This is a genomic window from Pseudomonas bharatica, from assembly GCF_048586865.1.
GTDB lineage: Bacteria > Pseudomonadota > Gammaproteobacteria > Pseudomonadales > Pseudomonadaceae > Aquipseudomonas > Aquipseudomonas bharatica.
The window spans coordinates 1-26,074 of the sequence record NZ_JBMAWR010000010.1; the positions used below are offsets into that span (position 1 = coordinate 1).

28 protein-coding genes and 4 tRNA genes are annotated in these 26,074 nt (G+C 57.2%); all 32 read left to right on the forward strand.

All coding sequences use genetic code 11. From position 1 onward, the window contains the following. Positions 1-122 precede the first annotated feature (122 nt). The 32 genes from birA (at position 123) to rplN (ending at position 26,073) form a co-directional block, all read left to right on the forward strand. The gene (gene birA, locus ACKLLE_RS13175) at positions 123-1,079 is read left to right on the forward strand and encodes a bifunctional biotin--[acetyl-CoA-carboxylase] ligase/biotin operon repressor BirA (RefSeq protein ID WP_420058320.1); all 957 of its coding nucleotides are present in this window, start codon (positions 123-125) and stop codon (positions 1,077-1,079) included. Next, positions 1,069-1,815: a pantothenate kinase gene (locus ACKLLE_RS13180; protein ID WP_064302112.1), complete on the forward strand. Its 747-nt coding sequence runs from the start codon at positions 1,069-1,071 to the stop codon at positions 1,813-1,815. The genes birA and ACKLLE_RS13180 overlap by 11 nt, the downstream gene beginning before the upstream one ends. A 7-nt stretch (positions 1,816-1,822) precedes the next feature. Further along, positions 1,823-2,239, forward strand: coding sequence for a hypothetical protein (locus tag ACKLLE_RS13185; protein ID WP_420058237.1), 417 nt, complete (start codon positions 1,823-1,825; stop codon positions 2,237-2,239). A gap of 146 nt (positions 2,240-2,385) precedes the next feature. Further along, positions 2,386-2,470, forward strand: a tRNA-Tyr gene (locus ACKLLE_RS13190). Between the two features lie 23 nt (positions 2,471-2,493). Next, positions 2,494-2,567: transfer RNA gene (locus ACKLLE_RS13195), tRNA-Gly, on the forward strand. A gap of 28 nt (positions 2,568-2,595) precedes the next feature. Beyond that, positions 2,596-2,671, forward strand: a tRNA-Thr gene (locus ACKLLE_RS13200). A gap of 84 nt (positions 2,672-2,755) precedes the next feature. Beyond that, positions 2,756-3,949 carry an elongation factor Tu gene (gene tuf / locus ACKLLE_RS13205; protein ID WP_064302111.1) on the forward strand — a complete coding sequence of 398 codons (1,194 nt, stop codon included), beginning with the start codon at positions 2,756-2,758 and terminating at the stop codon, positions 3,947-3,949. Positions 3,950-4,003: 54 nt separating this feature from the next. After that, a tRNA-Trp gene (locus ACKLLE_RS13210) sits at positions 4,004-4,079 on the forward strand. 44 nt (positions 4,080-4,123) lie between these two features. Next, positions 4,124-4,492: a preprotein translocase subunit SecE gene (secE, locus tag ACKLLE_RS13215; RefSeq protein ID WP_009397378.1), complete on the forward strand. Its 369-nt coding sequence runs from the start codon at positions 4,124-4,126 to the stop codon at positions 4,490-4,492. Positions 4,493-4,501: 9 nt separating this feature from the next. Further along, complete coding sequence (gene nusG / locus ACKLLE_RS13220) at positions 4,502-5,035, forward strand: transcription termination/antitermination protein NusG (protein WP_003255501.1); 534 nt, start codon at positions 4,502-4,504, stop codon at positions 5,033-5,035. A 117-nt stretch (positions 5,036-5,152) separates the two neighbouring features. Continuing rightward, positions 5,153-5,584, forward strand: a complete 432-nt coding sequence (rplK, locus tag ACKLLE_RS13225) for a 50S ribosomal protein L11 (RefSeq protein ID WP_009397375.1) — start codon at positions 5,153-5,155, stop codon at positions 5,582-5,584. After that, positions 5,584-6,279: a 50S ribosomal protein L1 gene (rplA, locus tag ACKLLE_RS13230; RefSeq protein ID WP_009397371.1), complete on the forward strand. Its 696-nt coding sequence runs from the start codon at positions 5,584-5,586 to the stop codon at positions 6,277-6,279. Before rplK ends, rplA begins: the two co-directional genes overlap by 1 nt. 198 nt (positions 6,280-6,477) lie before the next feature. Next, positions 6,478-6,978, forward strand: a complete 501-nt coding sequence (gene rplJ, locus ACKLLE_RS13235; protein WP_009397369.1) for a 50S ribosomal protein L10 — start codon at positions 6,478-6,480, stop codon at positions 6,976-6,978. Between the two features lie 79 nt (positions 6,979-7,057). Beyond that, on the forward strand, positions 7,058-7,429 hold the full coding sequence (rplL, locus tag ACKLLE_RS13240; protein WP_009397366.1) for a 50S ribosomal protein L7/L12: 372 nt from the start codon (positions 7,058-7,060) through the stop codon (positions 7,427-7,429). A gap of 218 nt (positions 7,430-7,647) precedes the next feature. Next, positions 7,648-11,721 (forward strand): DNA-directed RNA polymerase subunit beta, encoded by a 4,074-nt coding sequence (gene rpoB, locus ACKLLE_RS13245; RefSeq protein WP_064302110.1) that lies wholly within the window; start codon positions 7,648-7,650, stop codon positions 11,719-11,721. A gap of 64 nt (positions 11,722-11,785) precedes the next feature. Continuing rightward, on the forward strand, positions 11,786-15,985 hold the full coding sequence (rpoC, locus tag ACKLLE_RS13250) for a DNA-directed RNA polymerase subunit beta' (RefSeq protein WP_009397357.1): 4,200 nt from the start codon (positions 11,786-11,788) through the stop codon (positions 15,983-15,985). A gap of 210 nt (positions 15,986-16,195) precedes the next feature. Next, entirely contained in the window at positions 16,196-16,567 is a 372-nt protein-coding gene (rpsL, locus tag ACKLLE_RS13255; protein ID WP_003186084.1) for a 30S ribosomal protein S12, read from the forward strand. Between the two features lie 114 nt (positions 16,568-16,681). After that, the gene (gene rpsG / locus ACKLLE_RS13260; RefSeq protein ID WP_009397350.1) at positions 16,682-17,152 is read left to right on the forward strand and encodes a 30S ribosomal protein S7; all 471 of its coding nucleotides are present in this window, start codon (positions 16,682-16,684) and stop codon (positions 17,150-17,152) included. 30 nt (positions 17,153-17,182) lie between these two features. Continuing rightward, positions 17,183-19,315, forward strand: a complete 2,133-nt coding sequence (fusA, locus tag ACKLLE_RS13265; RefSeq protein WP_009397349.1) for an elongation factor G — start codon at positions 17,183-17,185, stop codon at positions 19,313-19,315. Positions 19,316-19,345: 30 nt separating this feature from the next. Continuing rightward, positions 19,346-20,539: an elongation factor Tu gene (gene tuf, locus ACKLLE_RS13270; protein WP_064302109.1), complete on the forward strand. Its 1,194-nt coding sequence runs from the start codon at positions 19,346-19,348 to the stop codon at positions 20,537-20,539. A 141-nt stretch (positions 20,540-20,680) separates the two neighbouring features. After that, a complete protein-coding gene (gene rpsJ, locus ACKLLE_RS13275) occupies positions 20,681-20,992 on the forward strand; it encodes a 30S ribosomal protein S10 (protein WP_003186070.1) in 312 nt (103 codons plus the stop codon). Between the two features lie 81 nt (positions 20,993-21,073). Further along, on the forward strand, positions 21,074-21,709 hold the full coding sequence (gene rplC, locus ACKLLE_RS13280; protein WP_009397519.1) for a 50S ribosomal protein L3: 636 nt from the start codon (positions 21,074-21,076) through the stop codon (positions 21,707-21,709). A gap of 12 nt (positions 21,710-21,721) precedes the next feature. Further along, positions 21,722-22,324 (forward strand): 50S ribosomal protein L4, encoded by a 603-nt coding sequence (gene rplD / locus ACKLLE_RS13285; RefSeq protein ID WP_009397517.1) that lies wholly within the window; start codon positions 21,722-21,724, stop codon positions 22,322-22,324. Further along, entirely contained in the window at positions 22,321-22,620 is a 300-nt protein-coding gene (rplW, locus tag ACKLLE_RS13290; protein ID WP_009397515.1) for a 50S ribosomal protein L23, read from the forward strand. Before rplD ends, rplW begins: the two co-directional genes overlap by 4 nt. A gap of 14 nt (positions 22,621-22,634) precedes the next feature. Continuing rightward, entirely contained in the window at positions 22,635-23,459 is an 825-nt protein-coding gene (gene rplB, locus ACKLLE_RS13295; protein ID WP_009397513.1) for a 50S ribosomal protein L2, read from the forward strand. A gap of 16 nt (positions 23,460-23,475) precedes the next feature. Beyond that, a complete protein-coding gene (gene rpsS, locus ACKLLE_RS13300) occupies positions 23,476-23,751 on the forward strand; it encodes a 30S ribosomal protein S19 (RefSeq protein ID WP_002555486.1) in 276 nt (91 codons plus the stop codon). Between the two features lie 11 nt (positions 23,752-23,762). Beyond that, positions 23,763-24,095 carry a 50S ribosomal protein L22 gene (rplV, locus tag ACKLLE_RS13305; protein WP_003103908.1) on the forward strand — a complete coding sequence of 111 codons (333 nt, stop codon included), beginning with the start codon at positions 23,763-23,765 and terminating at the stop codon, positions 24,093-24,095. Between the two features lie 13 nt (positions 24,096-24,108). Then, positions 24,109-24,795 carry a 30S ribosomal protein S3 gene (gene rpsC / locus ACKLLE_RS13310; protein ID WP_009397510.1) on the forward strand — a complete coding sequence of 229 codons (687 nt, stop codon included), beginning with the start codon at positions 24,109-24,111 and terminating at the stop codon, positions 24,793-24,795. Positions 24,796-24,807: 12 nt separating this feature from the next. Next, a complete protein-coding gene (gene rplP, locus ACKLLE_RS13315; protein ID WP_009397508.1) occupies positions 24,808-25,221 on the forward strand; it encodes a 50S ribosomal protein L16 in 414 nt (137 codons plus the stop codon). Beyond that, the gene (gene rpmC, locus ACKLLE_RS13320) at positions 25,221-25,412 is read left to right on the forward strand and encodes a 50S ribosomal protein L29 (RefSeq protein ID WP_002555481.1); all 192 of its coding nucleotides are present in this window, start codon (positions 25,221-25,223) and stop codon (positions 25,410-25,412) included. The genes rplP and rpmC overlap by 1 nt, the downstream gene beginning before the upstream one ends. Positions 25,413-25,414: 2 nt before the next feature. Continuing rightward, positions 25,415-25,681, forward strand: coding sequence for a 30S ribosomal protein S17 (rpsQ, locus tag ACKLLE_RS13325; protein ID WP_064302108.1), 267 nt, complete (start codon positions 25,415-25,417; stop codon positions 25,679-25,681). A 23-nt stretch (positions 25,682-25,704) separates the two neighbouring features. Further along, positions 25,705-26,073: a 50S ribosomal protein L14 gene (rplN, locus tag ACKLLE_RS13330; protein ID WP_009397502.1), complete on the forward strand. Its 369-nt coding sequence runs from the start codon at positions 25,705-25,707 to the stop codon at positions 26,071-26,073. The last annotated feature ends 1 nt before the right edge of the window (position 26,074 follow it).

Below are 26,074 nucleotides of genomic sequence, written 5' to 3' on the forward strand. Positions count from 1 at the left end.
CCGGCAATCCGAATCCGGATGATCGATCTCTTCGTCAAATCCCCCTCGAAGGGGCCTCTGCTTTCTATGCAATCTCTCCGGGCGTGGCTATCATGCCTGCCTCATTGTGTATCGAGATTGGCATGCTGAAGTTGTTAACACTCCTCAAGGATGGTCGATTTCATTCTGGCGAGGCCCTGGGGGCCGTACTGGGCGTAAGTCGCAGTGCGGTCTGGAAGCAATTGCAGCTTCTCGAGTCGGAGTTGAATCTGACTGTATACAAGGTCCGCGGCCGGGGGTATCGGTTAGCCGAACCTTTGTTGCTGCTCGATGCTGAAAAGATCGCATCCCTGGCTGTGAGAGAGCCTTGGCCTGCTGTTGTGCTTGATGACATTGATTCTACCAATGCCGAGGCCTTGCGCTTGGTTGCGGCTGGGCAGGCAGCGCCGTTCCTCGTGCTGGCCGAAAGGCAAAGCGCCGGTCGTGGTCGCCGTGGTCGTGCATGGTCGAGCCCGTTTGCTCAGAATCTCTACTACAGTCTTGTGCTGCGAGTAGAGGGTGGCATGCGCCAGCTCGAAGGGCTGAGTCTTGTCGTGGGGCTCGCTGTGAGGCAGACGCTGCTCGCCCTTGGCGTTGCTTCGGCGGGTCTCAAGTGGCCTAACGACGTTCTTGTGGATAACCGCAAGGTAGCCGGCATTCTCCTGGAGCTTGTCGGGGACCCTGCGGATGTCTGTCATGTCGTTCTTGGTATCGGTATCAATGTGAATATGCAGAGCGCCGATATCGACCAGGCATGGACCTCGTTGCATCTGGAAACGGGTCATATGGTTGATCGTAACCGTCTCGCGGCGTTGCTTGGCGACAACCTGCGCATATGCCTGGAGCGCCATCACCAGGAAGGCTTCTCGGCCCTGCAGTCGGAATGGGAGAGCGCACACCTCTGGCAGGGACGGCCCGTTTCCCTGATCGCGGGAAGCAATAGCGTCGATGGCGTCGTTTTGGGGGTTGATCATCAGGGCGCCTTGCGACTGGATGTTGATGGTATTGAAAAGAGCTTCAGTGGTGGTGAGCTCAGCTTGAGGTTGCGTGATGATTCTTGAGCTCGATTGCGGAAACAGTTTTATCAAATGGCGAATTATCCGGCGGATTGACAAAGTGGTCATGGCTGGTGGCGTGGTCGACTCGGACAAGGCCTTGCTTCTTGCTGTTGAAAAGGAGGGGTTGTCTCCCAAGTGGTGTCGGTTGGTCAGCGTACGTACCGAGGATGAAACCAATGCCCTGGTTACAGCATTAAGGGCTGCGTTTTCTCTTGAAGTGAAAAAAGCCGGGCCGGCGCAGGAGCTGGCTGGCGTGCGCAATGGTTATGAAAACTTCGAGCGCCTGGGGCTGGATCGTTGGCTTGCTCTTTTGGGTGGTTACCATCTAGTGAGCTCGGCCTGCGTGGTCATTGACCTGGGTACCGCAGTGACTTCTGATTTTGTAAGTGCTGATGGAGAGCACCTGGGCGGTTTCATCTGTCCAGGGATGCCACTCATGCGCAACCAGCTACGAACCCATACGCGGAGAATCCGCTACGATGACGTGTCTGCCGAACAGGCTCTTTCCAGCCTGGCGCCTGGTCGCGCGACAGTGGAGGCGGTGGAGCGAGGGTGCACGCTAATGCTGCAAGGTTTCGTTCTCACTCAAGTCGAGCAGGCCAAGGCGCTGTGGGGTGAAGATTTCACCTTGTTCATCACCGGGGGCGATGCCGCCCTGGTGAGTCGTGTGGTGCCGTCGGCTCGTTCTGTTCCCGATCTGGTGTTCGTCGGGCTCGCCATCGCTTGTCCGTTGGACTGAGGTGCATATGCGTTGGTTGTTTCTTCTTTTGCTGGTGTTGAATGTCTTCTATTACGTCTGGCATCAGCAGGAGGCGCCGCTCAAGGCGAAGGAAGTCGTTTCGCTGTCGTTGTACAAGGGAAGCCAGCAGGATATCCAGTTGCTGAGTGAGGCGCAGCAAGCCAGTCCGGAGAAAGGGTGTTTCTATCTCGGCGGGCTTGCTACCCCGGAGTTGCTCGAGTCGTTGCGTCAGCGTCTGGTTGCTTTGGATGTCGCCTCCAGGAAGGTGGTAGGAAAACTTATGGACAGCTCGGGCTGGTGGTTGCAGATCCGCCCTGAAAGCCGGCATTTGCTGGATGAAACCTTGGTCGGCAGTCTTTCTCGTGATTTCAATGACTTAAAGAGTAAAATAATGCAGTGCGAGGGTATTGCAACGGTCGAATAGTTTGCATAGAATGGCGCCCGCTTCACAGGGATAACCACTAGGTGGTGAGCCTGGGAAGTGACTGTCAAATTAGCTAACCTCAAGATTTTAAAGAGAAAAAGCTTGACAGTCGGACGGCAAGGATACAAAATGCCGACCACAGCTCAGGAGGGGTTCCCGAGCGGCCAAAGGGATCAGACTGTAAATCTGACGTCTACGACTTCGAAGGTTCGAATCCTTCCCCCTCCACCAGTTTAGCGAGAGCAGCAAGCTCCGCGGGTATAGTTTAGTGGTAGAACCTCAGCCTTCCAAGCTGATGATGCGGGTTCGATTCCCGCTACCCGCTCCAAGTTTGCTGCTGTTGCAAAATGTGTTTCGCTCTTGTAGCTCAGTTGGTAGAGCACACCCTTGGTAAGGGTGAGGTCAGCGGTTCAAGTCCGCTCAAGAGCTCCATCTAACAAGGCAGATATGAAAATATCTGCCTTTGTTTTAATGGTTGGTATCGCAGCTCAATTCTTCTGTTGGAGGATGGTATCGATGGCTAAGGAAAAGTTTGAACGTAACAAGCCGCACGTTAACGTCGGCACCATCGGTCATGTGGACCATGGCAAAACTACGTTGACCGCAGCGCTGACCCGCGTCTGCTCCGAAGTTTTCGGTTCTGCTGTTGTCGAGTTCGACAAGATCGACTCCGCTCCAGAAGAGAAGGCTCGTGGTATCACTATTAACACTGCTCACGTAGAGTACGACTCGAACGTTCGTCACTACGCTCACGTTGACTGCCCAGGTCACGCTGACTACGTGAAGAACATGATCACCGGTGCTGCCCAGATGGACGGCGCGATCCTGGTTTGCTCGGCCGCCGATGGTCCGATGCCGCAAACCCGTGAGCACATCCTGCTGTCCCGTCAGGTAGGCGTTCCGTACATCGTGGTCTTCCTGAACAAGGCTGACCTGGTAGACGACGCTGAGCTGCTGGAACTGGTCGAGATGGAAGTTCGCGACCTGCTGTCCACCTACGACTTCCCAGGCGACGATACCCCGATCATCATCGGTTCGGCTCGTATGGCGCTGGAAGGCAAAGACGACAACGAAATGGGTACTACCGCTGTCAAGAAGCTGGTAGAGACTCTGGATGCCTACATTCCTGAGCCAGTTCGTGCCGTTGACCAGCCGTTCCTGATGCCGATCGAAGACGTATTCTCGATTTCGGGTCGTGGTACCGTTGTTACCGGTCGTATCGAGCGTGGTATCGTCCGCGTTCAGGATCCACTGGAAATCGTTGGTCTGCGTGACACTGCCAGCACCACCTGCACCGGTGTCGAGATGTTCCGCAAGCTGCTGGACGAAGGTCGTGCTGGCGAGAACTGCGGCGTTCTGCTGCGTGGTACCAAGCGTGACGACGTTGAGCGTGGTCAGGTTCTGGTCAAGCCAGGTTCGGTCAAGCCGCACACCAAGTTCACCGCAGAAGTCTATGTTTTGAGCAAGGAAGAAGGCGGTCGTCACACTCCGTTCTTCAAAGGCTACCGTCCACAGTTCTACTTCCGTACCACTGACGTGACAGGTAACTGCGAGCTGCCGGAAGGCGTAGAAATGGTAATGCCAGGCGATAACGTTCAGATGACTGTTACCCTGATCAAGACCATCGCTATGGAAGACGGTCTGCGCTTCGCTATCCGTGAAGGCGGTCGTACCGTCGGTGCGGGTGTAGTAGCGAAGGTTATCGAATAAGTAGTTGATTTATCTCTATCAGGCCGGTATAGTGGCCGGCCTGATTAAGCTTTTAGGTCAGTAGCTCAATTGGCAGAGCGACGGTCTCCAAAACCGTAGGTTGGGGGTTCGATTCCCTCCTGACCTGCCAGATTCTCTCGTGTATCTGGCTTTCTTTTCACAGGACCCCACTGTATGACTTCCAAGTCTGAAGCCCAAGACTCTCGCTTTGATCTGCTCAAGTGGCTTGCTGTTGTTGCCTTGGTCGTCGTCGGGGTTGTAGGCAATCAGTATTATTCTGCTTCGCCGATCCTGTACCGCGTAATCGCCTTGCTCGCTCTCGCTGCTGCTGCTGCTTTCATTGCGCTGCAGACTGTCAAGGGTAAGTCGTTCTTTGCGTTGGCTAAGGAAGCTCGCACCGAGATTCGTAAGGTCGTATGGCCAACCCGTCAGGAGACTACCCAGACTACTCTCATCGTGGTGGTCGTGGTGCTGGTCATGGCGTTGCTGCTGTGGGGTCTTGATTCCCTGCTCGGCTGGTTGATTTCCTTGATTGTTGGCTAAGGGTGTCCTGTGGCTAAGCGTTGGTATGTTGTGCATGCTTACTCGGGTTACGAGAAGCATGTAATGCGCTCGCTGATCGAGCGCGTGAAGCTGGCAGGCATGGAAGACGGCTTCGGCGAGATTCTGGTCCCCACTGAAGAAGTGGTCGAAATGCGTAATGGCCAGAAGCGCAAGAGCGAGCGTAAGTTCTTCCCTGGCTATGTGCTGGTTCAGATGGAAATGAACGAGGGTACCTGGCACTTGGTCAAGGACACTCCTCGTGTGATGGGTTTCATTGGCGGTACTGCTGATAAGCCTGCGCCTATTACCGACAAAGAGGCCGAGGCCATTCTGCGTCGGGTCGCTGATGGTAGCGACAAGCCGAAGCCAAAAACCCTGTTCGAGCCGGGTGAGGTTGTTCGGGTTATCGATGGTCCGTTTGCTGATTTCAACGGTTCTGTCGAAGAGGTCAACTACGAAAAGAGTCGCCTGCAAGTTGCGGTACTCATTTTCGGTCGCTCTACTCCGGTAGAGCTCGAGTTCAGCCAGGTCGAAAAGGTCTAGTTGAGCGAAGCATCCCACACCCCGCAGCCTTGCGCTGCGGGGTTTTTTCGTCACCGGGATAAAACGCAAGCAAACCGGGGAGCCTTCTGGCGTTCGTACCCGATATTGGAGTAGCTCATGGCTAAGAAGATTCAGGCTTACATCAAGCTGCAAGTTAAGGCCGGCCAGGCCAACCCAAGCCCACCCGTTGGTCCAGCACTGGGTCAACACGGTGTGAACATCATGGAATTCTGCAAGGCCTTCAACGCCCGTACCCAGGGTCAAGAACCAGGTCTGCCGACTCCTGTGATCATCACTGTCTACAGTGACCGCAGCTTCACTTTCGAAACCAAAAGCACCCCTGCTTCGGTTCTGCTGAAGAAGGCCGCCGGCCTGACCAGCGGTTCGGCACGTCCGAACACCGTTAAAGTCGGTACTGTGACCCGTGCTCAGCTGGAAGAGATCGCCAAGACCAAGTCTGCCGATCTGACCGCTGCTGACCTGGATGCAGCCGTGCGTACCATCGCCGGTTCTGCTCGCAGCATGGGCCTCAACGTGGAGGGTGTGTAATGGCTAAGCTGACCAAGCGCCAAAAGGCCATCGCTTCCAAAGTGGAAGCTGGCAAAGTCTACAACTTCGAAGAAGCAGCAACCCTGCTGGCTGAACTGTCCGCTGTGAAGTTCACCGAGTCCTTCGACGTTGCTGTCAACCTCGGCGTTGACCCACGTAAATCCGACCAGGTCGTTCGTAGCGCTACCGTGCTGCCACACGGCACTGGCAAGACTGTACGTGTTGCCGTCTTCACCCAGGGTCCAGCTGCTGAAGCCGCTCTGGCTGCCGGCGCTGACCGCGTAGGTATGGACGATCTGGCTGCCGAAATGAAAGGCGGCGACCTGAACTATGACGTCGTCATCGCTTCCCCGGATGCCATGCGCGTTGTAGGTCAACTGGGTCAGGTTCTGGGTCCTCGCGGCCTGATGCCTAACCCGAAAGTCGGTACCGTAACTCCAGACGTCGCCACCGCAGTGAAGAACGCCAAGGCTGGTCAGGTTCGTTATCGCACCGACAAAAACGGTATCATCCACACCTCCGTTGGCAAAGTCGGCTTCGAAGCTGGCAAGCTGAAGGAAAACGTTGAAGCCCTGATCGCTGACCTGAAGCGTATCAAGCCAGCTTCCTCGAAAGGTATCTACGTCAAGCGCGTTACCCTGAGCACCACCATGGGCCCAGGTCTGGTCATCGACCAGAGCTCGCTGAACGCTTAAGAAAACGCCGGGCCGAATAATCGGCCCGACGTTGAAAAATTGGGGTCCCTGCCTGGCGGGGGCTATCCAAGACCGTAGGCGGCGCAAGCCTTAAACCTCAAGCCTACGCAGATGGTGCTCCCGATTCGTTACCGAATCAGACACCAAAACGACATCTGGCTCCGGCTGGATGAAACGGTAAAAACCAGGAGTAAACCCGTGGCAATTAAACTCGAAGACAAGAAGGCCATCGTCGCTGAAGTCAACGAGGCTGCCAAAGTCGCTCTGTCCGCTGTCGTGGCCGATGCCCGTGGTGTGACTGTAGGCGCGATGACCGGACTCCGTAAAGAGGCCCGCGAAGCTGGCGTTTACGTACGTGTCGTACGTAACACCCTGCTCAAGCGCGCTGTTGAAGGTACCGAATTCTCGGTGCTGAACGACGCGTTCAAAGGCCCGACCCTGATTGCTTTCTCGAACGAACACCCGGGCGCTGCTGCTCGTCTGTTCAAAGAGTTCGCCAAGGGTCAGGACAAGTTCGAGATCAAGGCAGCTGCGTTCGACGGCAAGTTCCTTGCCGCTAACCAGATCGACGTGCTGGCAACCCTGCCAACTCGCGACGAGGCTATCGCACAGCTGATGAGCGTAATCCAAGGTGCAACCAGCAAGCTGGCTCGTACCCTGGCAGCTCTGCGCGACCAAAAAGAAGCTGCTGCTGCCTAAGGCACCGGCGTCTCTTTCGAAATCAAACGTTTAATTTGATGGCCGCGTAGGCTATCCCCCAATACAGGAATTCATAGTCATGTCTCTGACTAACGAGCAAATCATCGAAGCGATCGGCCAGAAAACCGTTCTGGAAATTGTTGAACTGATCAAAGCGATGGAAGAAACCTTCGGCGTTACCGCCGCTGCCGCTGTTGCCGCTGGCCCAGCTGCTGGCGCTGCTGCTGCCGTTGAAGAGCAAACCGAGTTCAACGTTGTTCTGGCCGCTGCTGGCGACAAGAAAGTCAACGTGATCAAGGCTGTTCGTGAACTGACCGGCCTGGGCCTGAAGGAAGCCAAAGAGAAAGTCGACGGCGCTCCTCAAACCCTGCTGGAAGGCGTTTCGAAAGAAGCCGCTGAAGACGCGAAGAAGAAGCTGGAAGAAGCAGGCGCACAAGTCGAAGTCAAGTAATTTCGACCTTGCGACTCCAGCCCGAGCGTTAAGCAAACGGCTGAGGCTGGTGGCTATTGCCACCGGCCTTTTTCCGTTATTGGTAGTCAACCCGGTTGACGCTGATGACGAGCGGTATCCACCACGAACGGTGGCGCAAACCAAGGGGTTTGCAAGATTTTCTGGTTGCTCCCGCCGGGAGGAGCCAAACAAGCAGGTGACCAAGCTGGGGAACGCTGATGGCTTACTCATACACTGAGAAAAAACGTATCCGCAAGGACTTTAGCAAGTTGCCGGACGTCATGGATGTGCCTTACCTCCTGGCCATCCAGCTGGATTCTTATCGTGAATTCCTGCAAGCGGGAGCGACCAAGGATCAGTTCCGCGACGTCGGCCTGCATGCGGCCTTCAAGTCGGTTTTCCCGATCATCAGCTACTCCGGCAATGCTGCCCTGGAGTACGTTGGCTATCGTCTGGGCGATCCGGCGTTCGATGTCAAGGAGTGCGTGCTGCGTGGCGTGACCTATGCCGTTCCGCTGCGGGTGAAAGTGCGCCTGATCATTTTCGACAAAGAATCGTCGAACAAAGCGATCAAGGACATCAAAGAGCAAGAAGTCTACATGGGTGAAATCCCCCTGATGACTGAGAACGGTACCTTCGTAATCAACGGTACCGAGCGTGTGATCGTTTCCCAGTTGCACCGCTCCCCGGGTGTGTTCTTCGACCACGACCGTGGCAAGACCCACAGCTCCGGCAAGCTGCTGTACTCGGCGCGCATCATTCCTTACCGCGGCTCCTGGCTGGACTTCGAGTTCGATCCGAAGGACTGCGTATTCGTCCGTATCGACCGTCGTCGCAAGCTGCCGGCCTCGGTACTGCTGCGTGCGCTGGGCTACAGCACCGAAGAAGTACTCAACACCTTCTACACCACCAACGTCTTCCACGTTTCCGGCGAGAAGCTGAGCCTGGAACTTGTGCCGCAGCGTCTGCGTGGTGAAGTCGCGGTGATGGACATCCAGGACGAGACCGGCAAGGTCATCGTCGAGCAGGGTCGTCGTATCACTGCGCGTCACATCAACCAGATCGAGAAAGCTGGCGTCAAGCAACTGGACGTTCCAATGGAATACGTCCTGGGCCGCACCACCGCAAAAGCGATCGTGCACCCGGCCACCGGCGAAATCCTGGCTGAATGCAACACCGAGCTGACCACCGAGCTGCTGATCAAGATCGCCAAGGCCCAGGTTGTCCGCATCGAAACCCTGTACACCAACGACATCGACTGCGGTCCGTTCATCTCGGATACCTTGAAGATCGACTCCACCAGCAACCAACTGGAAGCGCTGGTCGAGATCTACCGCATGATGCGTCCTGGCGAGCCGCCAACCAAGGATGCCGCCGAGACCCTGTTCAACAACCTGTTCTTCAGCGCCGAGCGTTACGATCTGTCCGCAGTGGGCCGCATGAAGTTCAACCGTCGTATCGGTCGTACCGAGATCGAAGGTTCGGGCGTGCTGAGCAAGGAAGATATCGTCGAGGTCCTGAAGACCCTGGTCGACATCCGTAACGGCAAAGGCATCGTCGACGACATCGACCACCTGGGTAACCGTCGCGTTCGCTGTGTCGGCGAGATGGCCGAGAACCAGTTCCGTGTTGGCCTGGTGCGTGTAGAGCGTGCGGTCAAGGAACGCCTGTCGATGGCCGAAAGCGAAGGCCTGATGCCTCAGGACCTGATCAACGCCAAGCCTGTAGCGGCGGCGGTGAAGGAGTTCTTCGGTTCCAGCCAGCTCTCGCAGTTCATGGACCAGAACAACCCGCTCTCCGAGATCACCCACAAGCGTCGTGTCTCCGCACTCGGCCCAGGTGGTCTGACCCGCGAGCGCGCCGGCTTCGAAGTCCGTGACGTACACCCGACCCACTACGGTCGTGTCTGCCCGATCGAGACCCCTGAAGGTCCGAACATCGGTCTGATCAACTCCCTGGCGGCCTATGCCCGCACCAACCAGTACGGCTTCCTGGAAAGCCCGTACCGCGTGGTGAAAGAGGGTGTGGTTACCGACGATATCGTGTTCCTGTCGGCGATCGAAGAAGCTGATCACGTCATTGCACAGGCCTCGGCCGCAATGAACGAGAAGAAGCAACTCATCGACGAGCTGGTAGCTGTTCGTCACCTGAACGAATTCACCGTCAAGGCACCTGAAGACGTGACCCTGATGGACGTTTCGCCGAAGCAGGTAGTTTCGGTCGCAGCGTCGCTGATTCCGTTCCTCGAGCACGACGACGCCAACCGTGCACTCATGGGTTCCAACATGCAGCGTCAGGCTGTACCGACCCTGCGCGCCGACAAGCCGCTGGTAGGTACCGGCATGGAGCGCAACGTTGCCCGTGACTCCGGTGTCTGCGTAGTTGCTCGCCGCGGTGGTGTGATCGACTCGGTCGACGCCAGCCGTATCGTTGTTCGCGTTGCCGATGACGAAGTCGAAACCGGTGAAGCCGGTGTCGACATCTACAACCTGACCAAGTACACCCGTTCGAACCAGAACACCTGCATCAACCAGCGTCCGCTGGTGAACAAGGGTGATGTGGTCCAGCGTGGCGACATCATGGCCGACGGTCCGTCCACCGACATGGGTGAACTGGCTCTGGGCCAGAACATGCGCATCGCGTTCATGGCATGGAACGGCTTCAACTTCGAAGACTCCATCTGCCTGTCCGAGCGTGTGGTCCAGGAAGACCGCTTCACCACGATCCACATCCAGGAACTGACCTGCGTGGCTCGTGATACCAAGCTTGGCCCAGAGGAAATCACCGCGGACATCCCGAACGTGGGTGAAGCTGCGCTGAACAAGCTGGACGAAGCCGGTATCGTCTACGTGGGTGCCGAAGTCGGCGCCGGCGACATCCTGGTCGGCAAGGTCACGCCAAAAGGCGAAACCCAGCTGACTCCGGAAGAAAAACTGCTGCGCGCGATCTTCGGCGAGAAGGCCAGCGACGTTAAGGACACCTCCCTGCGCGTGCCAACCGGCACCAAAGGTACTGTCATCGACGTACAGGTCTTCACCCGTGATGGCGTCGAGCGTGACAGCCGTGCGCTGTCCATCGAGAAGATGCAGCTGGACGAGATCCGCAAGGACCTCAACGAAGAGTTCCGCATCGTCGAAGGTGCCACCTTCGAGCGTCTGCGTTCGGCTCTGAACGGCCAGGTGGTCGATGGTGGCGCGGGCCTGAAGAAAGGCACCGTGATCACCGACGAAGTCCTGGACGGTCTGGAGCACGGCCAGTGGTTCAAGCTGCGCATGGCGGAAGATGCGCTGAACGAACAGCTGGAAAAGGCTCAGCAGTACATCGTCGATCGCCGTCGTCTGCTGGACGACAAGTTCGAAGACAAGAAGCGCAAGCTGCAGCAGGGCGATGACCTGGCTCCAGGCGTGCTGAAGATCGTCAAGGTCTACCTGGCAATCCGCCGTCGCATCCAGCCAGGCGACAAGATGGCCGGTCGCCACGGTAACAAGGGTGTGGTCTCGGTGATCATGCCGGTGGAAGACATGCCGCACGACGCCAACGGTACCCCGGTCGACGTCGTTCTGAACCCGTTGGGCGTACCTTCGCGTATGAACGTCGGTCAGATCCTCGAAACCCACCTGGGCCTTGCAGCCAAGGGCCTGGGCGAGAAGATCAACCGCATGCTCGAAGAGCAGCGCAAAGCCGCCGAACTGCGCAAGTTCCTGACCGAGATCTACAACGAGATCGGTGGTGTCCAGGAAGACCTGGAGTCCTTCACTGATGAAGAGATCCTGACGCTCGCGCAGAACCTGAAGAAGGGCGTGCCGATGGCGACCCCGGTCTTCGATGGCGCCAAGGAGCGTGAGATCAAGGCCATGCTGAAACTGGCCGACATGCCGGAAAGCGGCCAGATGGTGCTGTTCGACGGTCGTACCGGCAACAAGTTCGAGCGTCCTGTGACCGTTGGTTACATGTACATGCTCAAGCTGAACCACTTGGTGGACGACAAGATGCACGCCCGTTCCACTGGTTCCTACAGCCTGGTTACCCAGCAGCCGCTGGGTGGTAAGGCGCAGTTCGGTGGTCAGCGTTTCGGGGAGATGGAGGTGTGGGCGCTGGAAGCATACGGCGCGGCATACACCCTGCAGGAAATGCTCACAGTGAAGTCGGACGACGTGAACGGCCGGACCAAGATGTACAAGAACATCGTGGACGGCGATCACCGTATGGAGCCGGGCATGCCCGAGTCCTTCAACGTGTTGATCAAAGAGATCCGTTCGCTCGGTATCGATATCGATCTGGAAACCGAATAACACGTGACGCGAATCGGGAGCGTGGCCTAACGGCGCGCTCCCTGCTCCGCCAGGAGGAAAGGCCTTGAAAGACCTACTGAATTTGCTGAAAAACCAGGGTCAAGTCGAAGAGTTCGACGCCATCCGTATCGGACTGGCCTCGCCTGAGATGATCCGTTCGTGGTCGTTCGGTGAAGTAAAAAAACCGGAAACCATCAACTACCGTACGTTCAAGCCTGAGCGTGACGGCCTGTTCTGCGCCAAGATCTTTGGCCCAGTCAAGGACTACGAGTGCCTGTGCGGCAAGTACAAGCGCCTGAAGCACCGTGGCGTGATCTGCGAGAAGTGCGGCGTTGAAGTTGCCCTGGCCAAGGTTCGTCGTGAGCGCATGGCGCACATCGAGCTGGCTTCGCCGGTCGCCCACATCTGGTTCCTGAAGTCCCTGCCGTCCCGTATCGGTCTGCTGATGGACATGACCCTGCGTGATATCGAGCGCGTTCTCTACTTCGAGAGCTATGTCGTTATCGACCCGGGCATGACCACCCTGGAAAAAGGCCAGCTGCTGAACGACGAGCAGTATTTCGAAGCGCTGGAAGAGTTTGGTGACGACTTCGACGCCCGCATGGGTGCCGAGGCTGTCCGCGAACTGCTGCACGCTATCGACCTAGAGCACGAGATTGGCCGCCTGCGCGAGGAAATCCCGCAGACCAACTCGGAAACCAAGATCAAGAAGCTGTCCAAGCGTCTGAAACTGATGGAGGCCTTCCAAGGCTCGGGCAACCTGCCTGAGTGGATGGTCCTGACCGTTCTGCCGGTTCTGCCGCCAGATCTGCGTCCTCTGGTTCCGCTGGATGGCGGTCGCTTCGCGACTTCCGACCTGAACGACCTGTATCGTCGGGTGATCAACCGTAACAACCGTCTGAAGCGCCTGCTCGATCTGTCCGCTCCGGACATCATCGTGCGCAACGAAAAGCGCATGCTGCAGGAAGCGGTCGATGCCCTGCTCGATAACGGTCGTCGTGGTCGTGCAATCACCGGTTCGAACAAGCGTCCTCTGAAATCCCTGGCTGACATGATCAAGGGTAAACAGGGTCGTTTCCGTCAGAACCTTCTCGGAAAGCGTGTCGACTACTCCGGCCGTTCGGTAATTACCGTGGGTCCGACCCTGCGTCTGCACCAGTGCGGTCTGCCGAAGAAGATGGCTCTCGAGCTGTTCAAGCCGTTCATTTTCGGCAAGCTGGAAATGCGTGGTCTGGCGACCACCATCAAGGCTGCCAAGAAGATGGTCGAGCGCGAGCTGCCTGAGGTCTGGGACGTTCTCGCCGAGGTGATCCGCGAACACCCCGTACTGCTCAACCGCGCGCCGACTCTTCACCGTCTGGGTATCCAGGCCTTTGAACCGGTTCTGATCGAAGGCAAGGCAATCCAGCTGCACCCGCTGGTCTGCGCCGCGTACAACGCCGACTTCGACGGTGACCAGATGGCCGTGCACGTGCCGCTGACGCTGGAAGCCCAGCTGGAAGCGCGCGCGCTGATGATGTCGACCAACAACATCCTGTCGCCAGCCAACGGTGAGCCGATCATCGTTCCGTCGCAGGACGTGGTACTGGGTCTGTACTACATGACCCGTGAAGCCATCAACGCCAAGGGCGAAGGTCGCGTGTTCGCCGACCTGCAGGAAGTCGACCGCGTATTCCGCGCCGGCGAGGCTGCCCTGCACGCGAAGATCAAGGTCCGTATCAACGAGACCGTGAACGACCGTGATGGCAACAGCGTCAAGAACACCCGCATCGTCGACACCACCGTCGGCCGTGCCTTGCTGTTCCAGGTAGTGCCGGCCGGCCTGTCGTTCGACGTGGTCAACCAGCCTATGAAGAAGAAGGCGATCTCCAAGCTGATCAACCAGTGCTATCGCGTGGTTGGCCTGAAGGAGACCGTGATCTTCGCTGACCAGCTGATGTACACCGGTTTTGCCTACTCGACCATTTCCGGCGTTTCGATTGGCGTTAACGACTTCGTTATCCCGGACGAGAAAGCCCGCATCATCGGTACCGCTACCGAAGAAGTGAAGGAAATCGAGAGCCAGTACGCCTCCGGCCTGGTAACCCAGGGCGAGAAGTACAACAAGGTCATCGACTTGTGGTCGAAGGCCAACGACGAAGTGTCCAAGGCGATGATGGCCAACCTCTCGAAAGAGAAGGTCATCGACCGCGAAGGCAACGAAGTCGAGCAGGAGTCCTTCAACTCCATGTACATGATGGCTGACTCCGGTGCCCGGGGTTCGGCTGCCCAGATTCGTCAGCTGGCCGGTATGCGTGGTCTGATGGCGAAGCCGGACGGCTCCATCATCGAAACGCCGATTACCGCGAACTTCCGTGAAGGCCTGAGCGTACTCCAGTACTTCATTTCGACTCACGGTGCTCGTAAAGGTCTGGCGGATACCGCGCTGAAAACCGCGAACTCCGGTTACCTGACTCGCCGTCTGGTAGACGTTGCCCAGGATCTGGTCGTTACCGAAATCGACTGTGGCACCGAGCAGGGTCTGCTGATGACCCCGCACATCGAAGGCGGCGACGTTGTGGAGCCTCTGGGTGAGCGTGTTCTGGGTCGTGTCATTGCTCGTGACGTGTTCAAGCCTGGCACCGACGATGTCATCGTTCCGGCCGGTACCCTGGTCGACGAGAAGTGGGTCGAGTTCATCGAGCTGAACAGCATCGACGAAGTGGTCGTGCGTTCGCCGATCAGCTGTGAAACCCGCTACGGCATTTGCGCCAAGTGCTACGGTCGTGACCTGGCCCGCGGTCATCAGGTGAACATTGGTGAGGCGGTTGGCGTTATCGCTGCCCAGTCCATCGGTGAGCCTGGTACCCAACTGACCATGCGTACGTTCCACATCGGTGGTGCTGCAAGCCGGACCTCGGCTGCCGACAGCGTCCAGGTGAAGAACGGCGGTATGGTCCGTCTGCATAACCTGAAGCAGGTAGAGCGTGCCGACGGCAACCTGGTCGCGGTATCGCGTTCCGGCGAGCTGGCCATTGCCGATGAATTCGGTCGTGAGCGTGAGCGCTACAAGCTGCCTTACGGTGCGGTAATTTCCGTGAAGGAAGGTGAGAAGGTCGAAGCTGGCGCCATCGTCGCCAAGTGGGACCCGCACACCCACCCGATCGTTACCGAAATGAAAGGTACCGTGACCTTCGTGGGCATGGAAGAAGGCATCACGATCAAGCGCCAGACCGACGAACTGACCGGTCTGACCAACATCGAGGTCCTGGACGTCAAAGACCGTCCGGCTGCAGGCAAGGAAATCCGTCCTGCAATCAAGATGGTCGACGCCAATGGCAAGGATCTGCTGCTGCCAGGTACCGATGTACCTGCCCAGTACTTCCTGCCGGCGAACGCCCTGGTCGGTGTGGCTGACGGTGCCCAGATCGGTGTCGGTGACGTTATTGCGCGTATCCCGCAAGAAACCTCGAAGACCCGTGACATCACCGGTGGTCTGCCGCGCGTTGCTGACCTGTTCGAAGCGCGTCGTCCGAAAGAAGCGTCGATCCTGGCTGAAGTCAGCGGTACCATCGCCTTCGGTAAAGAGACCAAGGGCAAGCGCCGCCTGGTCATCACGCCGAACGACGGTAGCGATCCGTACGAAGAGCTGATTCCGAAGTGGCGTCACCTGAACGTCTTCGAAGGCGAACAAGTGAACCGCGGCGAAGTTATCTCCGACGGTCCGAGCGATCCGCACGACATCCTGCGTCTGCTGGGTGTGAGCGCGCTGGCCAAGTACATCGTCAACGAGATCCAGGACGTTTACCGTCTGCAAGGCGTTAAGATCAACGACAAGCACATCGAGACCATCCTGCGTCAGATGCTGCGCAAGGTCGAGATCACCGAGTCCGGCGATTCCAGCTTCATCAAGGGCGACCAGATGGAGCTGACCCAGGTGCTGGTCGAAAACGAGCGCCTGGCTGCCGAAGACAAGTTCGTGTCGAAGTTCTCGCGCGTGCTGCTCGGTATCACCAAGGCCTCGCTGTCCACCGAGTCGTTCATCTCGGCGGCCTCCTTCCAGGAGACCACCCGCGTTCTGACCGAAGCGGCGGTGACCGGCAAGCGCGATTACCTGCGCGGCCTGAAGGAAAACGTGGTTGTGGGTCGTCTGATCCCGGCCGGTACCGGTCTGGCATACCACAGCGAGCGCAAGCGTCGCCGTGATGCCGACAAGCCGCTGCGTGTGAGCGCCAGTGAGGTGGAAGCCGCACTGACCGAAGCGCTGAACTCCAGCGGTAACTGAAGAAAGGGTGGGGCCCCGGCAAGTCTTCTCTGAAATTCGGCGACATGATTCGTCACCGATGACCGGAGTGGGCGAGCCGGGGCCTCGTCTTGACTGCGTACGAGATCCTCTTTAGACTCTTGTACCCCTAAATTTGGTAGGGCTCCGTCCTGCCAATTTTTGCTTTTCTTGCAAGACAATAGCGTCGCAAGACAACAGTGGAGCTAGTAGATGGCAACTATCAACCAGCTGGTACGTCAGCCGCGTAAGCGTATCGTCGAGAAATCCGACGTTCCTGCGCTGCAGAACTGCCCGCAACGTCGTGGCGTGTGCACCCGCGTGTACACCACTACGCCGAAAAAACCTAACTCGGCACTGCGTAAAGTATGCCGTGTGCGTCTGACCAACGGTTTCGAGGTTTCCTCGTACATCGGTGGTGAAGGCCACAACCTGCAAGAGCACAGCGTCGTCCTGATTCGTGGCGGCCGTGTAAAAGACTTGCCAGGTGTTCGTTACCACACCGTTCGCGGCTCCCTGGATACCTCCGGCGTCAAAGGTCGTAACCAAGGTCGTTCGAAGTACGGTACCAAGCGTCCGAAGTAATCGGCCGTTTGCAGCAGTTCATTCATTTTATTGAGTCGATAAGAGTAAGGTCGGGCGCGAACTCCTCGAGTTGGATGTCCCGGGCTAACCTGAAGACCGTTTGAGGGCTTATCAATGCCAAGACGTCGTGTAGCAGCCAAGCGTGAGATCCTGGACGATCCGAAATACGGAAGCCAGATCCTCGCCAAGTTCATGAACCACGTGATGGAAAGCGGCAAGAAGGCAGTAGCCGAGCGCATCGTTTACGGTGCTCTGGATACCGTCAAGGCACGCAAGAACAGCGATCCCCTGGAAATCTTCGAGAAAGCTCTCGACGCCATCGCTCCGCTGGTCGAAGTGAAGTCGCGCCGTGTTGGCGGTGCAACTTACCAGGTTCCTGTCGAAGTTCGTCCATCCCGTCGTAACGCGCTGGCAATGCGCTGGTTGGTAGACTTCGCCCGCAAGCGCGGCGAGAAGTCCATGGCGCTGCGCCTGGCTGGCGAGCTGCTGGATGCCGCTGAAGGCAAGGGTGCTGCTGTCAAGAAGCGTGAAGACGTGCACCGTATGGCCGAAGCCAACAAGGCTTTCTCGCACTACCGCTTCTAATTCAAGCATCAATCTTTTTGCGAGGGCTTTATGGCTCGTACTACAGCAATTAACCGCTACCGTAACATTGGTATCTGTGCCCACGTTGACGCGGGCAAGACTACCACTACCGAGCGGATCCTGTTCTACACAGGTCTGAGCCACAAGATGGGCGAGGTGCACGACGGCGCCGCGACCACCGACTGGATGGTGCAGGAGCAAGAGCGCGGTATCACCATTACCTCCGCTGCTGTGACTACCTTCTGGAAAGGTTCCCGTGGTCAGTACGACAACTACCGCGTAAACGTCATCGATACCCCCGGCCACGTTGACTTCACCATTGAAGTAGAGCGTTCGCTGCGTGTACTCGACGGCGCGGTCGTTGTGTTCTGCGGCACCTCCGGTGTCGAGCCACAGTCCGAAACCGTATGGCGTCAGGCCAACAAGTACGGCGTTCCGCGTGTTGTCTACGTGAACAAGATGGACCGTGCCGGTGCCAACTTCCTGCGTGTCGTAGGTCAGATCAAGAACCGTCTGGGTCACACCCCGGTTCCGGTTCAACTGGCCATCGGTTCGGAAGACAACTTCCAGGGCCAGGTCGACCTCATCAAGATGAAGGCGATCTACTGGAACGAAGACGACAAGGGCACTACCTATCGCGAGGAAGAGATTCCTGCCGATATGCTCGAGTTGGCTGAAGAGTGGCGCAGCAACATGATTGAAGCTGCCGCCGAAGCCAACGAAGAGCTGATGAACAAGTACCTTGAAGAAGGTGAGCTGACCGTCGAAGAAATCAAGGCCGGTCTGCGTGCGCGTACCCTGGCCAGCGAGATCGTTCCGGCTGTCTGCGGTTCGTCCTTCAAGAACAAGGGTGTTCCTCTGGTTCTCGACGCCGTTATCGACTACCTGCCTGCTCCGACCGAGATCCCTGCTATCCAGGGTATCCACCCGGATCACGTCGAAGACGAAAACGCGCCGAAGATCGAGCGTCACGCCAGCGATGACGAGCCGTTCTCGGCTCTGGCCTTCAAGATTGCCACCGACCCGTTCGTTGGTACCCTGACTTTCGTGCGCGTCTACTCGGGCTTCCTGAGCTCGGGCGACTCCGTGATCAACTCGGTCAAGGGCAAGAAAGAGCGCGTTGGTCGTATGGTGCAGATGCACGCCAACCAGCGTGAAGAGATCAAGGAAGTTCGCGCTGGCGACATCGCGGCCCTGATCGGCATGAAGGACGTCACCACTGGTGACACCCTGTGCGACGCCGACAAGCCTGTGATCCTCGAGCGTATGGACTTCCCTGAGCCTGTAATTTCGGTTGCCGTTGAGCCGAAAACCAAGCAGGACCAGGAGAAGATGGGTATCGCTCTGGGCAAGCTGGCCCAGGAAGACCCGTCGTTCCGCGTCAAGACCGATGAAGAAACCGGTCAGACCATCATCTCCGGTATGGGTGAGCTGCACCTGGACATCCTCGTTGACCGCATGAAGCGCGAGTTCAACGTCGAGGCCAACATCGGCAAGCCTCAGGTTTCCTACCGCGAGAAGATCACCAAGGACAATGTCGAGATCGAAGGCAAATTCGTTCGTCAGTCCGGTGGTCGCGGTCAGTTCGGTCACTGCTGGATCCGCTTCTCGCAGCCTGCTGTGGACGAGAAGGGCAACATCACCGAAGGCCTGGAGTTCCATAACGAGGTTGTAGGTGGTGTGGTTCCTAAGGAATACATCCCGGCCATCCAGAAAGGTATCGAAGAGCAGATGAAGAACGGCGTTGTCGCCGGCTATCCGCTGATCGGCCTGAAGGCAACCGTGTTTGATGGTTCCTACCACGACGTCGACTCCAACGAGATGGCGTTCAAGGTGGCGGCCTCCATGGCGACCAAGCAGCTGGCCCAGAAGGGCGGCGGTGTTGTGCTTGAGCCGATCATGAAGGTTGAAGTGGTAACCCCAGAAGACTACATGGGTGACGTGATGGGTGACCTGAACCGTCGTCGTGGTCTGATCCAGGGTATGGAAGACTCGGTTTCCGGCAAGGTTATCCGTGCTGAAGTTCCGCTGGGAGAGATGTTCGGTTATGCAACCGACGTCCGTTCCATGTCTCAGGGTCGCGCTAGCTACTCCATGGAATTCTCCAAGTACTCCGAAGCTCCGTCGAACATCGTCGAAGCACTCGTTAAAAAACAAGGCTAATCCAGCCCTTTAGGCAAGAGGTTCACTGTCGTGGCTAAAGAAAAATTTGATCGTTCCCTTCCCCACGTTAACGTCGGCACCATCGGCCACGTTGACCACGGTAAGACCACTCTGACCGCAGCTCTGACTCGCGTCTGCTCCGAAGTTTTCGGTTCTGCAGTCGTTGAGTTCGACAAGATCGACTCGGCTCCGGAAGAAAAAGCGCGCGGTATCACCATCAACACCGCTCACGTCGAGTACAACTCGAACATTCGTCACTACGCTCACGTTGACTGCCCAGGTCACGCTGACTACGTGAAGAACATGATCACCGGTGCTGCCCAGATGGACGGCGCGATCCTGGTTTGCTCGGCCGCCGATGGTCCGATGCCGCAAACCCGTGAGCACATCCTGCTGTCCCGTCAGGTAGGCGTTCCGTACATCGTGGTCTTCCTGAACAAGGCTGACCTGGTAGACGACGCTGAGCTGCTGGAACTGGTCGAGATGGAAGTTCGCGACCTGCTGTCCACCTACGACTTCCCAGGCGACGATACCCCGATCATCATCGGTTCGGCTCGTATGGCGCTGGAAGGCAAAGACGACAACGAAATGGGTACTACCGCTGTCAAGAAGCTGGTAGAGACTCTGGATGCCTACATTCCTGAGCCAGTTCGTGCCGTTGACCAGCCGTTCCTGATGCCGATCGAAGACGTATTCTCGATTTCGGGTCGTGGTACCGTTGTTACCGGTCGTATCGAGCGTGGTATCGTCCGCGTTCAGGATCCACTGGAAATCGTTGGTCTGCGTGACACCACCAGCACCACCTGCACCGGTGTCGAGATGTTCCGCAAGCTGCTGGACGAAGGTCGTGCTGGCGAGAACTGCGGCGTTCTGCTGCGTGGTACCAAGCGTGACGACGTTGAGCGTGGCCAGGTTCTGGTCAAGCCAGGTTCGGTCAAGCCGCACACCAAGTTCACCGCAGAAGTCTATGTTCTGAGCAAGGAAGAAGGCGGTCGTCACACTCCGTTCTTCAAAGGCTACCGTCCACAGTTCTACTTCCGTACCACTGACGTGACCGGTAACTGCGAACTGCCGGAAGGCGTAGAAATGGTAATGCCAGGCGATAACATTCAGATGACTGTTACCCTGATCAAGACCATCGCTATGGAAGACGGTCTGCGCTTCGCTATCCGTGAAGGCGGTCGTACCGTCGGCGCCGGCGTCGTAGCAAAAATCATCGAGTAATATCGATCGGTTGAAAAAGCCCCCGCTCAGCGGGGGCTTTTTTATTGGGTTGACACCCAATAGGGGCGTCTATAGAATCACGCCTCCTTTTAACGGGCGTAGTGCGCCCGGTGGGAATAGCAGCCTGGAGTCTGAAATCCAATGCAAAATCAGCAAATCCGTATCAGGTTGAAGGCATTCGACCATCGCCTGATCGACCAATCTACCCAGGAAATCGTGGAAACCGCGAAACGTACTGGTGCTCAGGTGCGTGGTCCAATTCCACTGCCTACCCGTAAAGAGCGGTTTACCGTTCTGGTCTCCCCGCACGTCAACAAAGACGCGCGTGACCAGTACGAGATCCGTACTCATAAGCGCGTCCTGGACATCGTCCAGCCAACGGATAAAACCGTTGATGCACTTATGAAGCTTGATCTTGCGGCAGGTGTGGAAGTGCAGATCAGCCTCGGCTAAGACTCGGGTCTTGGTCGTGTAACGCTCTGAAATGGGCGGCCATAGCGGGTGAAAGCCCCGTACACTCATGAGGTTTACAACATGACTATTGGTGTAATCGGTCGTAAATGCGGTATGACCCGCATTTTCACCGAAGAAGGTGTCTCCATTCCGGTCACGGTCATCGAGATCGAGCCGAATCGTGTCACCCAGTTCAAAACTGAAGAAACCGATGGCTACCGTGCAGTGCAAGTCACTGTCGGCGAGCGTCGTGCTTCGCGCGTGACTGCCGCTCAGGCTGGTCACTTCGCCAAAGCGAACGTTGCCGCTGGTCGCGGTGTCTGGGAATTCCGCCTTGAAGAAGGCGAGTACCAGGCTGGCGACTCGATCAATGCTGAGCTCTTCGCTGCGGGCCAACTGGTAGACGTTACCGGTCAGTCCAAGGGTAAAGGCTTTGCCGGTACCATCAAGCGCTGGAACTTCCGCGGTCAAGACAATACCCACGGTAACTCCGTTTCCCACCGCGTCCCGGGCTCTATCGGCCAGTGCCAGACTCCTGGTCGTGTATTCAAGGGCAAGAAAATGTCCGGTCACATGGGCGCCGAGCGCGTGACCGTTCAGTCCCTGGAAGTAGTGCGCGTCGACGCTGAACGCAATCTGTTGCTGGTCAAGGGTGCCGTTCCTGGCGCTACTGGCGGTGACGTTGTTGTGCGTCCGGCTGTCAAGGCTCGCGGGTAAGGGGAAGCTGACATGCAACTTAATGTAAATGACGCTCAGGCGATCGAAGTTTCCGAACTGACCTTCGGTGGCGAATTCAACGAGACGCTGGTACACCAAGCAGTCGTGGCCTACATGGCCGGCGGCCGTCAGGGCACCAAGCAGCAGAAGACCCGTTCCGACGTGGCTGGTGGCGGTAAGCGCCCATGGCGTCAGAAAGGTACTGGCCGTGCTCGTGCCGGTACTACTCGCGGTCCTATCTGGCGTGGCGGTGGTGTGACCTTCGCAGCTCGTCCTCAGGATCATTCGCAAAAGCTCAACAAGAAGATGTATCGCGCAGCACTGCGTTCGATCCTCTCCGAGCTGGTGCGTAGCGACCGTCTGGTCGTGGTTCAGGACTTCGCTGTCGAAGCGCCAAAAACCAAAGACCTGCTGAACAAGCTGAACGGCATGGGCCTGAACGATGTTCTGATCGTTTCGGATGCTGTTGACCAGAACCTGTATCTGGCCGCTCGTAACCTGCCGCACGTCGATGTACGTGACGTACAAGGTTCCGACCCAGTCAGCCTGATCGCCTACGAAAAAGTGTTGATCACTGTTTCGGCAGTGAAGAAATTCGAGGAGCTGCTGGGATGAACCAGGAACGCGTATTCAAAGTTCTACTTGGCCCGCACGTTTCCGAGAAGGCTACGGTTCTGGCTGACAAGAAAGGCCAGTTCGTTTTCAAGGTTGCGACCGATGCAACCAAGCTGGAAATCAAGAAGGCCGTTGAAAGCCTGTTCAGCGTCAAAGTGGAAAGCGTTACTACCCTGAATGTTCTGGGTAAGACCAAACGCACCGCTCGTGGCCTGGGCAAGCGCAATGACTGGAAGAAGGCGATCATCTCCCTTCAGCCAGGCCAAGATCTCGATTTCAGCAGCAGTGCTGAGTAAGGAAGGGGTGCATCATGGCAATCGTTAAATGCAAACCGACTTCCCCTGGCCGCCGTTTTGTGGTCAAGGTGGTCAACCAGGAGCTGCACAAAGGCGCTCCTCACGCACCGCTGATCGAGAAGAAATCGAAGTCTGGTGGTCGTAACAACAATGGCCGCATCACTACTCGTCACGTTGGTGGTGGTCACAAGCAGCATTACCGTCTGGTCGACTTCCGTCGCAACGACAAGGACGGCATCGCCGCCACTGTCGAGCGTATCGAATACGACCCGAACCGTACTGCTCACATTGCCCTGCTGTGCTACGCAGACGGCGAGCGTCGCTACATCATCGCGCCGAAAGGCGTGAGCGCTGGCGACCAGCTGATCGCAGGTGCTCTGGCTCCAATCAAGCCAGGCAACTCCCTGCAGCTGCGTAACATCCCGGTAGGTAGCACCGTTCACGGCATCGAACTGAAGCCAGGCAAAGGTGCACAAATCGCTCGTTCCGCTGGTGCTTCGGCTCAGCTGATCGCTCGCGAAGGCGTCTACGTGACCCTGCGTCTGCGCTCTGGTGAAATGCGTAAAGTGCTGGCTGAGTGCCGTGCGACCCTGGGCGAAGTCTCGAACACCGAGCACAGCCTGCGTTCGCTGGGTAAAGCTGGTGCCAAACGCTGGCGTGGCGTTCGCCCAACCGTTCGTGGTGTTGCCATGAACCCGGTTGACCACCCGCATGGTGGTGGTGAAGGTCGTACCTCCGGTGGTCGTCATCCGGTATCGCCATGGGGCTTCCCGACCAAGGGTGCGAAGACTCGTGGTAATAAGCGTACCGACAACATGATCGTCCGTCGTCGCAAGTAAATAGAGGGATACGACAGTGCCACGTTCTCTGAAAAAAGGTCCTTTTATTGATCTTCACCTACTGAAGAAGATCGAAGTGGCGGCGGAAAAGAACGATCGCAAACCAGTTAAGACCTGGTCGCGTCGTTCCATGATCCTGCCACAAATGGTCGGTCTGACCATCGCGGTACACAACGGTCGTCAACACGTCCCAGTTCTGGTGAACGAAGACATGGTCGGCCATAAACTGGGCGAGTTCGCCGGTACCCGCACCTACCGCGGGCACGTGGCTGACAAGAAAGCCAAGCGTTAAGGGGTAAGGAAATGGAAGTAGCCGCTAAGTTGTCGGGCGCTCGCATCTCCGCCCAGAAAGCCCGCTTGGTCGCCGACCAGATCCGCGGGAAGAAGGTGGGCGAAGCGCTCAACCTGTTGGCTTTCAGCAGCAAGAAAGCTGCTGAAATCATGAAGAAAGTCCTCGAGTCGGCCGTAGCCAACGCCGAGCATAACGAAGGCGCAGACGTTGATGACCTGAAGGTCTCCACCGTTTTCGTCAACGAAGGGCGTTCGCTGAAGCGCATCATGCCGCGTGCCAAAGGCCGCGCTGATCGCATCGTCAAGCGGTCTTGCCATATCACTGTCAAGGTTGCGGACAAGTAACGGAGTCGATCAGATGGGTCAGAAAGTACATCCCACTGGCATTCGCCTGGGAATCGTCAAGGAGCACACCTCCGTCTGGTATGCAGACGGCGCTACTTACGCAGATTACCTGTTGAAGGATCTGAAAACGCGTGAGTACCTCCAAGACAAACTAAAAAGCGCGTCCGTTAGCCGTATCGATATCCATCGTCCGGCTCAAACTGCACGCATCACCATCCACACCGCTCGTCCAGGTATCGTTATCGGGAAGAAAGGTGAAGATGTTGAAAAACTGCGTCAGGACCTGACCAAGCAAATGGGTGTGCCTGTGCACATCAATATCGAAGAGATCCGCAAGCCGGAGCTCGACGGTATGCTGGTTGCTCAGAGCGTAGCTCAGCAGCTGGAGCGTCGTGTGATGTTCCGTCGTGCCATGAAGCGCGCCGTACAGAACGCCATGCGTATTGGTGCCAAAGGCATCAAGATCCAGGTGAGCGGTCGTCTCGGCGGTGCTGAAATCGCACGTACTGAATGGTATCGCGAAGGTCGTGTGCCGCTGCACACCCTGCGTGCCGATATCGACTATGCCACCTACGAAGCTCACACCACCTACGGTGTGATCGGTGTCAAGGTTTGGATCTTCAAAGGCGAAGTTATTGGTGGTCGCCAAGAAGAACTGAAACCACAAGCACCAGCGCCTCGTAAAAAAGCTGCTAAGTAAGGGGTACGCCAAATGTTGCAACCAAAGCGTACAAAATTCCGCAAGCAGATGACTGGCCACAACCGTGGTCTGGCGCTGCGCGGTAGCAAGGTCAGCTTCGGCGAGTTCGCCCTGAAAGCTGTTGCTCGCGGTCGTCTCACCGCCCGTCAGATTGAGTCCGCGCGTCGTGCGCTGACCCGTCACGTCAAGCGTGGCGGCAAAATCTGGATCCGCGTATTCCCGGACAAGCCGGTTACCAAGAAGCCTCTCGAAGTGCGGATGGGTAAAGGTAAAGGTTCCGTCGAATACTGGGTTGCCCAGATCCAGCCAGGCAAAGTCCTGTACGAGATCGAGGGTGTTTCTGAAGAGCTGGCGCGTGAGGCATTCGCCCTGGCGGCTGCAAAGCTGCCTCTCGCCACCTCCTTTGTTAAGCGGACGGTGATGTGATGAAAGCGAATGAACTTCGTGAAAAATCAGCACAGCAACTGAACGAGCAACTGCTCGGCTTGCTGCGCGACCAGTTCAATCTGCGTATGCAGAAAGCAACTGGCCAGTTGGGGCAGTCGCACCTGCTCTCGCAAGTTAAGCGTGACATCGCTCGCGTGAAAACTGTGCTCAACCAGCAGGCAGGTAAGTGATCATGGCTGAAGCTGAAAAAACCGTCCGTACGCTGACTGGCCGTGTCGTCAGCGACAAGATGGACAAGACCATCACCGTACTGGTCGAGCGTCGCGTAAAGCACCCGATCTACGGTAAATACGTTAAGCGTTCGACTAAGCTGCACGCGCACGACGAAGCCAACCAGTGCAAGATCGGCGACAAGGTTTCCATCCGTGAAACCCGTCCGCTGGCCAAGACCAAGTCCTGGGCACTGGTTGAAGTTCTCGAACGCGCTGTTGAAGTCTAAGGGCTAGGGGTCGGAGATATTTTATGATTCAGACTCAATCCATGCTCGATGTGGCCGATAACAGCGGCGCTCGTCGCGTCATGTGCATCAAGGTTCTCGGCGGTTCGCACCGTCGTTACGCCGCTATCGGTGACATCATCAAGGTAACCGTCAAGGAAGCAATTCCTCGCGGTAAAGTGAAGAAAGGCCAGGTCATGACCGCTGTTGTGGTTCGTACCCGCCATGGTGTCCGTCGTGCTGACGGCTCCATCATCCGCTTTGATGGCAACGCTGCTGTTCTTCTGAACAACAAGCAAGAGCCGATCGGCACCCGTATCTTTGGGCCAGTGACCCGTGAGCTTCGTTCCGAGAAGTTCATGAAGATCGTCTCGCTCGCCCCAGAAGTGCTGTAAG

Excerpts from the sequence above, each read along its gene's own strand:
- birA (WP_420058320.1), top strand. The coding sequence starts at position 123 with ATGCTGAAGTTGTTAACACTCCTCAAGGATGGTCGATTTCATTCTGGC.
- ACKLLE_RS13180 (WP_064302112.1), top strand. The coding sequence starts at position 1,069 with ATGATTCTTGAGCTCGATTGCGGAAACAGTTTTATCAAATGGCGAATT.
- ACKLLE_RS13185 (WP_420058237.1), top strand. The coding sequence starts at position 1,823 with ATGCGTTGGTTGTTTCTTCTTTTGCTGGTGTTGAATGTCTTCTATTAC.
- tuf (WP_064302111.1), top strand. The coding sequence starts at position 2,756 with ATGGCTAAGGAAAAGTTTGAACGTAACAAGCCGCACGTTAACGTCGGC.
- secE (WP_009397378.1), top strand. The coding sequence starts at position 4,124 with ATGACTTCCAAGTCTGAAGCCCAAGACTCTCGCTTTGATCTGCTCAAG.
- rplK (WP_009397375.1), top strand. The coding sequence starts at position 5,153 with ATGGCTAAGAAGATTCAGGCTTACATCAAGCTGCAAGTTAAGGCCGGC.
- rplA (WP_009397371.1), top strand. The coding sequence starts at position 5,584 with ATGGCTAAGCTGACCAAGCGCCAAAAGGCCATCGCTTCCAAAGTGGAA.
- rplL (WP_009397366.1), top strand. The coding sequence starts at position 7,058 with ATGTCTCTGACTAACGAGCAAATCATCGAAGCGATCGGCCAGAAAACC.
- rpoB (WP_064302110.1), top strand. The coding sequence starts at position 7,648 with ATGGCTTACTCATACACTGAGAAAAAACGTATCCGCAAGGACTTTAGC.
- rpsL (WP_003186084.1), top strand. The coding sequence starts at position 16,196 with ATGGCAACTATCAACCAGCTGGTACGTCAGCCGCGTAAGCGTATCGTC.
- rpsG (WP_009397350.1), top strand. The coding sequence starts at position 16,682 with ATGCCAAGACGTCGTGTAGCAGCCAAGCGTGAGATCCTGGACGATCCG.
- fusA (WP_009397349.1), top strand. The coding sequence starts at position 17,183 with ATGGCTCGTACTACAGCAATTAACCGCTACCGTAACATTGGTATCTGT.
- rpsJ (WP_003186070.1), top strand. The coding sequence starts at position 20,681 with ATGCAAAATCAGCAAATCCGTATCAGGTTGAAGGCATTCGACCATCGC.
- rplC (WP_009397519.1), top strand. The coding sequence starts at position 21,074 with ATGACTATTGGTGTAATCGGTCGTAAATGCGGTATGACCCGCATTTTC.
- rplD (WP_009397517.1), top strand. The coding sequence starts at position 21,722 with ATGCAACTTAATGTAAATGACGCTCAGGCGATCGAAGTTTCCGAACTG.
- rplW (WP_009397515.1), top strand. The coding sequence starts at position 22,321 with ATGAACCAGGAACGCGTATTCAAAGTTCTACTTGGCCCGCACGTTTCC.
- rplB (WP_009397513.1), top strand. The coding sequence starts at position 22,635 with ATGGCAATCGTTAAATGCAAACCGACTTCCCCTGGCCGCCGTTTTGTG.
- rplV (WP_003103908.1), top strand. The coding sequence starts at position 23,763 with ATGGAAGTAGCCGCTAAGTTGTCGGGCGCTCGCATCTCCGCCCAGAAA.
- rpsC (WP_009397510.1), top strand. The coding sequence starts at position 24,109 with ATGGGTCAGAAAGTACATCCCACTGGCATTCGCCTGGGAATCGTCAAG.
- rplP (WP_009397508.1), top strand. The coding sequence starts at position 24,808 with ATGTTGCAACCAAAGCGTACAAAATTCCGCAAGCAGATGACTGGCCAC.
- rpmC (WP_002555481.1), top strand. The coding sequence starts at position 25,221 with ATGAAAGCGAATGAACTTCGTGAAAAATCAGCACAGCAACTGAACGAG.
- rpsQ (WP_064302108.1), top strand. The coding sequence starts at position 25,415 with ATGGCTGAAGCTGAAAAAACCGTCCGTACGCTGACTGGCCGTGTCGTC.
- rplN (WP_009397502.1), top strand. The coding sequence starts at position 25,705 with ATGATTCAGACTCAATCCATGCTCGATGTGGCCGATAACAGCGGCGCT.